General features: G+C 58.3%; 3 protein-coding genes. All 3 read left to right on the top strand.

Annotation, left to right across the window (positions count from 1 at the left end; genetic code table 11):
- Positions 1 to 190 precede the first annotated feature (190 nt).
- On the top strand, positions 191 to 727 hold the full coding sequence (locus tag PHT20_RS15750; protein ID WP_301021266.1) for a ShlB/FhaC/HecB family hemolysin secretion/activation protein: 537 nt from the start codon (positions 191 to 193) through the stop codon (positions 725 to 727).
- 20 nt (positions 728 to 747) lie between these two features.
- Positions 748 to 930, top strand: a complete 183-nt coding sequence (locus tag PHT20_RS15745) for a hypothetical protein (protein ID WP_301021265.1) — start codon at positions 748 to 750, stop codon at positions 928 to 930.
- Between the two features lie 6 nt (positions 931 to 936).
- On the top strand, positions 937 to 8,514 hold a 7,578-nt coding region (locus PHT20_RS15740; protein WP_301021267.1), incomplete at its 3' end, for a filamentous hemagglutinin N-terminal domain-containing protein.

The raw sequence follows: 8,514 nt of genomic DNA, 5'->3' as shown, positions 1-8,514 counted from the left end.
TGACCAAATACGGGTTTGTACCGACTCCTGTCTGAGTCGCTGACCGAATCACTGTTGTCGCGTTGCTTTTGACCAGGGCGGGGTCAGGGTAACACTCGCCCGGATACGCCGTTCTTTCACGTTAAGCTACACCCGCTCCTGGCACACCCCCCAGCGAGACATTACCACCAGCCTGACTTGGCTGAAAAACTTGCCAGGTGGCTCCAACGGCAGCACGGCTGATTTCAACCAGCCAGGTGGTCGGACCGGGGCAGATGCTGGCTTTCAAACGCTCAAAGTCAGCCTGGCCTACACCGAACGCTGGGCCTCGCAGTGGATGCTGCGCGGGGGCTTGTCGGCACAAAGCACGTCTGATTTGTTGATTGCTGCAGAGCAGTTTGGCGTGGGTGGCAGCGACAGTGTGCGCGGCTTTGGCGAGCGTGAAATTGCCGGCGACACGGGTCTGCGCGCAGGCGCAGAAGTGTGGGCACCGGCCATCAGTTTGGACCCCTGGCGCATGATTCCCCTGGGGTTCATTGAAGGCGCACGGGTGCTGCGCAACCAGCCTGCAGCGGGTGAAATTCCCAGCCAAACCATCAGCAGCATGGGGCTGGGTTTGCGTGCGGCGTATGGCCGCCATTTGACACTGCGCATGGATTGGGGCTATGTGCTCAAAGGGGTGACAGGCATCCATGGCCCGGCCGCTTCGGAGCAAAAATTGCATGCCTCGATGGCTTGGATGTTTTAAGAAATTCAGGGAGTCTCACCATGTCACACACCGCACCTTTCAAACTTCACCCCTTGCTGGCGCTGCTCACCGCCACTGCCGCGAGCTCGTTGCTGGCCAACCCACAGGTGCCCCAGGTGGTGCATGGCCAAGCCACGTTCACACAGGCGGGCAAAGCTTTGACCGTGACCAACAGCCCGGGCGCCATCATCAATTGGCAGTAGTTCAACATCGACCGTGGCGAGCTCACCCGCTTTGTGCAGCAAAGCGCCGCCAGCCAGGTGTTGAACCGGGTGGTGGGGGCTGACCCCTCGGCCATTTTGGGCAAGCTGCAGTCCAACGGGCGGGTGTTTTTGGTCAACCCCAACGGCATTGTGTTTGGCGCTGGCGCTCAGGTGGACGTGGCCGGGTTGGTGGCCAGCACGCTGCGCTTGTCCAACGACGACTTTTTAAACAACCGACTCCACTTCACCGACACCCCGGGCGCCGGTGGCCTGCAAAACCACGGCAGCATCACCACCGCCGTGGGGGGCGAGGTGCTGCTGGTGGCGCCCAAAATTGAAAACTCTGGCCTGATTCAAGCGCCAGATGGCAAGATTTTGCTGGCCGCTGGCCGCAGTGTGGAGGTGGCCGACATCGACCGCCCCAACATCCGCGTTGAAATCAGCAACAGTGCCGAAGAAGCCGTGAACCTGGGCACGTTGATGGCGCAGCACATCTCCATTTACGGCGGTTTGGTGAAAAACAGCGGACGCATTCAAGCCAGCTCGGCAGTGATGGGGGTCAACGGCAAAATCATCCTGAAAGCGGCGCAGCGTGTAGAACTCTCACCCAGCAGCGAGGTCACGGCCACTGGCTCACAAGGCAGCACCGGGGGCGAGATCAGCATCACCGCGGCCAACACCCAAGGCTTGGCCAATGGTGGCGAGGTGCTGGTGCAGGGCGTGGTGTCGGTCAAACCCACCAGTCTGGTTGAAGCTAATAATTATCAACAAAATAGCCCTCTAGCGCTTGTAAATAAAGCGCAACCAGCTATAAAAAATGTAGTTAATCAAGCGCCAGCTCAGCCCCCGGCAGAGCCCGCACAAGCCGCAGTGCCTGCGCCTGTGGTGGCCACTGCCGAAATGGCAACCCCAGACGAAGCAGCGGGCAGCAGTGCGCTGGCCAATGTGGCTCTGGGTGCCGCTGCAGGTCTGGTGCGCAGCGCGGCTCTGGGTCAACGCACCTCGGTGCCCAACCCTGCTACACCACTAACCCCCACCTCACCCGTGCCTGCACGCCCGGCACCCAGCGCCCCTGCGCTACCGGTCAACCCCGCTGCACCTGCCAGCCCGGCAGGCGGCACCGGCGTGGGTGGCAGCATTCGCATTGGTGCGGGCGGCCGCGTGCTGGTGGGTGAGGGGGCCAGGCTGGATGCTTCAGGCGAGCTGGGGGGGGGTGAAATTCTGGTCGGTGGTGGCTGGCAGGGTCTCAACCCCAACCTCATCAACAGCCAGGTCACCTACATTGCCAGCACTGCCACGCTGTATGCCAATGCCGACTTACGTGGCAATGGCGGCTTGGTGGTGGTCTGGGCCAATGACACGGCGCGCATTTATGGCCAAGTGGCGGCCAAAGGCGGCGCGCTGGGTGGGGATGGTGGCTACATTGAAACCTCTGGCAAACGCATGTTGGATGTGACCCGCGTGGCGGATGCCAGCGCGGCGGCGGGTCAGGGCGGGCAGTGGTTGCTGGACCCGAACAATGTCACGATTCAAACTACGGGGCCTGATGCTAATGTTTCGCAGTCAGGCTCAGTGGAAACCATCATATCTACCACGGCCGATTCAGCCATTGTGACGGTGGCCACCATCGAGGCAGCGCTTAACAGCGGCATCAATGTCACCATCAACACCAGTGCTGGTGGCGCGCAGTTGGGCGACATTGTGTTGAACAACGCGATCACGGTCACTGGCACCAACCCCAACCCAGTCACGTTAACGCTCAATGCCCACAATGGCATCACCATCAATGCCTCCATCACTGCATCGGGTTCCGGGGCATTGAATCTGGTTTTGAATGCAAACATGGCAGCCACTGGTGGCGTGGCAAGTGTGGTCAATGCCACTTTGGCGTTGAACGGTGGCACGATTTCAACCAACAATGGTAGTGTGTTGAATGCCAACAATGCTACTTTTGACAATGTGGTGTTGGCAGTGAATGTGGCAACCACCAACACCAACTATTTCCGCAATGGGTTCGCCCTCTCAGGTAACACAGTCACTTTAGGCAATGGTTCCAACCTGCGCTACGACAACAGTCAAGCCATCAGCGGCACCGGCAACATTGTGTTTACTGGCAACAGCAGTCTGTACCGCAACCTGGGTAGCGTCACAACATTGACCATTGGCTCGGGCATCACCCTCAGTGGCACGGGTGGCTCAACCAGTTATCTGGGCTATTACGGTGGTGAAACCATTGCTTTCTCAGGCACGCTCAATGCGGGCGACGCCACCAAAACCTGGCAACTCTCCGGGATGTTCAACACCGGGGTCATCAACCTCAGTGCAGGCACATTGAACTTTGATTCAAGTTCGGCTGGTGCCACCTGGAACAACACCAGTTTGACCAGCAAAGGGATTTTTCTGACTGGTGGTATTCTGAATTTGGGTGACAATTTCAAGTTTGCCGACATTGGCAATATTTCCAGAACTGCCGGCGCAGTGAATGTGACTGGCGTGCTGGATATGCAAACGGGCGTGCTAGACATAGGCTCTACCGGGGTGTTCAAAACGGGTGGCCTCAGTGCGTTGACTGGCACGCTGAAAAACGGTACCTTGATCAGCGGTGATGCAACGCAGTTTTTCAGCAACTCAGGCACGCTAGACGGCATCACACTGGGCAGCAACCTGACCTTCAAGACGGGTTCATCCACATTCATAGCCAACCACCTCAAGCTGGCCAATGGCATCACGGTGGATAAAAATTCTGGCTATTGGTACTGGAACACCACTGGCGCACAAGACCTGACCACTGTCTCAGGCACGGCCACCATCAACAGCACTGGCGGCTATTTGATTTACGGCTACGACGCCAGCCAAACCATCACCATAGGCTCTGGCATCACACTCAATGGTGAAGTTTCTTTTTACAGTACAGCAGCAGATAGTGCGGTGGTCAACAACGGCCAAATCAACATCAACGCGGCCACAGCCAGCAGCACCCTTGCACCGACCACATTCACCAACAACGGCACCATCACAAAAACCGGCACCGGCACGCTGAACCTGACCGGCAAAAACCTGGTCAACGCCAGCACCGGCGTGATTGACATCCAGTCGGGCACGCTTCGAGTGGGTGACAGCACTGCCACAGGCACATTCAGCAACAGCGGAACTTTGAACCTGGCAGCTGGCAGCACGCTGGATGTGTCTTTTGACGCCACACTGGCCAACTTAACCACCCAGCTCGGTACCGGCCATTTCAACCGAACCAGCGGCAGTTTCGTCAATTTGTTGCGTGTGTTGGATTTGGGTTCAGGCACGTTTGACATTGGCTCTGGCGGCATTTTGGGCACGGGCGGATTAACCGGCTTGACCGGAGGCACGTTGAAAAACGGTACCTTGATCAGCGGTGATGCAACGCAGTTTTTCAGCAACTCAGGCACGCTAGACGGCATCACACTGGGCAGCAACCTGACCTTCAAGACGGGTTCATCCACATTCATAGCCAACCACCTCAAGCTGGCCAATGGCATCACGGTGGATAAAAATTCTGGCTATTGGTACTGGAACACCACTGGCGCACAAGACCTGACCACTGTCTCAGGCACGGCCACCATCAACAGCACTGGCGGCTATTTGATTTACGGCTACGACGCCAGCCAAACCATCACCATTGGTTCAGGCATCACAGTCAACGGTATCTTCAATGTGTATGGTTATGGCACCGGCTCAGTGGTCAACAACGGCACGTTGCTGGCCAGCGGTACTGGTGCATCTTCATCCTTGTATGCAACCACTTTCACCAACAACGGCAGCATTGGCGTGGGCTCCAACAGTTTCTTGCAGCTGTATGGGTATGGCAGCACAGCGTTTGTCAACGCGGGCACCATCACCGTGGGGTCAGGTGGCACGCTCACGCTGGGAAGCTCGCCATTTACCAGCGCAGCCAGCGGGTTAAATTTGCAGGCGGGTGGTGTGTTGACTTTCAATGGCAGCCAGTACACATTCACTGGCAGCTTGCCGGTGGTCGCCGGTGCCACGGTGAACTTGGAGTCTGGGGTAAGCAAAGCACACATTGAGTCTTTGGACTTTCAGGGCGGCACGGCGGTGCTCACCAGCGCTTTGGATATCACTGGGCAAACCTTGACGTTGGCCGGCAGCAGTGGCAAATTGCAACTGAATTCCTACGGAAGCATCGCGGGCGGCACGATCGCCAGCAGCGGTGGTGTGGGGCTAAGCTCTGTCTACGGCACGCTCAATGGTGTGACATTGGGTGTCAATATGACGGTTGAAAATGGTTCAACGCTGGTCTTGCAAAACGGTCTGACTTTATCTGGTGGAGCCAAGGTGCTGCTTGACAGCACAGGTTCAAGCACCTATTTGTACATTGATGGCTCGGGCACGCAAACCATTGGCGGTGTGGGTGCCATTGAGTTTGTCGGGTCTGGTACTGGGAATCTTCGCTTTGTGTCGCCGAACTATTACGCATCCACAGCGAACCTGGCGTTGGGCAGTGGTGTCTCTGTGAACGCCAATGCTGGTGGCTCGTTTTGGAACACCACGCAGGCTTGGGCCATGGACGGCGTGTTCAATGCCAACGCTGCCAATGACACGGTTTACACCAATTTCTCCAACCGCTCAGGTGGGGCTGGTTCATCGGTGAATGTTCAAGCTGGCACACTTCAAGTCAGCCATGCGGGTGGTGTGATTAACGCCACGTTGAACATCGCTGCAGGTGCAACCTTGGCCTCCAACGCCACCGCCGCCACGACGCTGGGCGCGGGGTTTGTGGCCACTGGCACAGGACGAATCAGCAATGTCTCAAGTTACGCCATGACGATCAACGGCATGGCCAACAACAGCCTGACTTTTGCTGATGGGGGCTACGGCACTTTGACCTTTGCCAGCCCCATCACGATTGGCAATTTGGAGGTGAGCGGTGGCACAGTCAATGGCACAGGCGCTGTCAATGTCATCGGCAACTTGACCTTTACAGGGGGTAATCTGGCCAACACGGGTGGCATCACTTTGGCGGGTACAGGTTCCACTTGGACAAATGGGGCGCTTTCGGCTGGCACGTTGATCAACAACGGCACCTTGAACATGAACGGCAGCTATGGCTACCGTTCCATTTCAGGTACAGGCACCTTGCTGACCAACGCAGGCACGCTGATTTTTGACACCCCTACCGGCACGCTCTCGGTCTACAGCGGCGGCGCGATTGAGAATACTTTAACGGGTTTGATTGACGTGCGGGCTGGCAACATGGCAGTCAACAGCTTCAGCGCTGGCGTGAACAGCGGTGAATTGCGAGTGGCCGCTGGTGCCACCTTGACCCACACCGGGGCTTTGACCAACAACGGTAGCATCACCGGTCTGGGGACGTTGAACATGTCAGGGTCTACGCTCACCAACAACGGCACCATGGCGCCTGGGACAGCTGCGTCCCCGGTGGGTACGTTGACTTTGAACGGCAACCTCTTGCTAGGGGCTAGCGGCAGCTTGCAGGTGCAAGTTGATGCTTTGGGTGCAGGCACGGTCAGCGATGCGCTGGCGGTTTCTGGTAACGTCAATTACGGTGGCACGCTCACTTTAAGCGGCACGGCTACTAGCGGCAGCGTCAGCATGGTGAGCTCTGGCACCACCACTGCAAGCAGTGCGTTTGCGTTGGTTAACGGAGCGCCATCGGTGACCCAAACCGCATATGCCAGCACTGGTCTGACCTTGACACTGGGCACTGCAAGTGTGTTCGGTGGCTGGATCGGCAGTGGCGATGGCTCAAGCTGGACGGATGTGGGCAACTGGAGCGCTGGCATCTTGCCCGGCATCAACGACTTTGTCACCATCAACACCGGCACGGGGGCTTTGGTGCTGGGCAGTGGCAACTACAGCATCAAGGGTTTTAGCAGCACCCGCGGGCTGACGGTCAGTGGCGGCGCTTTGACGGTGGGTACTGGCAGCGCATTTGGCGGCGGATTGACGGTGTCTGGCGGCACCTTGACGCTCTCTGGCATCAACACCGCAGGGGGCGTTTTGAATGTGTCTGCGGGCTCCCTGGTGCTCAATTCAGCCAGCACCCTCACGGCCAACGCCGGCGCTAGCTGGACGGGTGGCACGTTGAGTGGCGCGGGCTCGTTGGTGGTGCCAAGCGGTCAAACCGCAGCGGTGTCAGGCAGCACCGCAGTGCTGGATGCCACCTTGCGCGTGGCTGCTGGGGGCAGTTTGAACCTGGGTACGGGCACGGTGCTGGCCGGCACCGGTAGCTTGGTCAACGAAGGCACCTTGACGGCAAGCTCACTCACTTGGGGTGGCAGTTTGACCAACGCCTTGGGGAGCGTGGCCAGCTTAAGCGGTTCGCTCAATGGCAACTTCAGTAACTCTGGCACCTTGGCAGTCTCTGGTTCGTTGGGTTTGACGGGCACCGTGGCTGACCTGATAGATGGCGAGTTGAACCTGACCACCGGCAGCACTTTGCAGCGCTCCACTTCAGCGCTCAATTGGTCGGGTGGGCGCGTCACAGGGGCCGGCAATTGGACATTTAGTTCGGGCGGCAATTTGGTGTTTGCTGGCAGTGGGCAGCGCGAGCTGAGTGCCCCCAATGTGGCATTGACCTTTGCAGGCACTTCGTTGCCTGTGGGTGGACTCACCGTGAAAAGTGGCGCTGTCACCCTGACTGGCAGCAACACGCTGGGCAGCGGCAACAGCTTCACGCTGGATGGTGGCAGCCTCACCAATAACGGCACTTTGAGTGTGGCGGGTACGCTGCGGCTGCTTAGTGGCACTTACGCCGGCAGCGGCACGGTCTCCACCACCAGCACGGGCATCTTTGATGCAGTGGGTGGGGCAGGGTTAACCTGGTCTTCAACCGGCGCACTTGACAACACGGGCACCATGAAGCTCTCAGGCCGCACATTCACCACGCCTATTTCCAACTCTGGCACCATGGAGCTGGGGTCAGGTTTGGTGTTTACCCAAGCTGTCACCAGCACGGGCAGTTTGGTTGCTTTGAGTGGCAGCAATACCCAATTTCAAGGCGGCTTGACCTTGTCGGGTGGCAGCTTGCAGCTTAGCCATGGGGATGTCACTGGCAATGTCACCCTCAATGGTGGCACCATCAGTGGCTTTGGCAATGTGTTTGGCGATGTGACCATAGGCAGCGCCACCTTGGCACCCGGGTTCTCGCCAGGTGCGTTGACTGTCAATGGCAACCTTAATCTGAACGCTGCCAGTGTGCTGAATCTGGAGTTGGGCGGCACAGCACAAGGCACGGGATATGACTATGTCAATGTCACGGGCAATGCCGCGTTGAACGGCACGTTGAACATCAGCTCGTATGCCAGCTTTGTGCCCAGCGCAGGCAGCACGTTCACAGTCATAAACTTTGCCAGCACCTCAGGTGCATTTACCAACACCACACAACCTGCAGGCTGGAGCCTGTCGTTTGTGCCCGGGTCAACCGCTTATGCGTTGCAAGCGCCTGCTGCCACACCCACGCCCACGCCCACGCCCACACCCACACCCACACCCACACCCACACCCACACCAACACCCACACCAACACCCACACCCACACCCACACCCACACCCACACCCACGCCGACACCA

The organism is Rhodoferax sp., assembly GCF_028715765.1.
Lineage (GTDB): Bacteria > Pseudomonadota > Gammaproteobacteria > Burkholderiales > Burkholderiaceae_C > Rhodoferax.
Note: the sequence above shows the minus strand (reverse complement) of the source record. Positions and strands in the feature narration are given on the sequence as shown.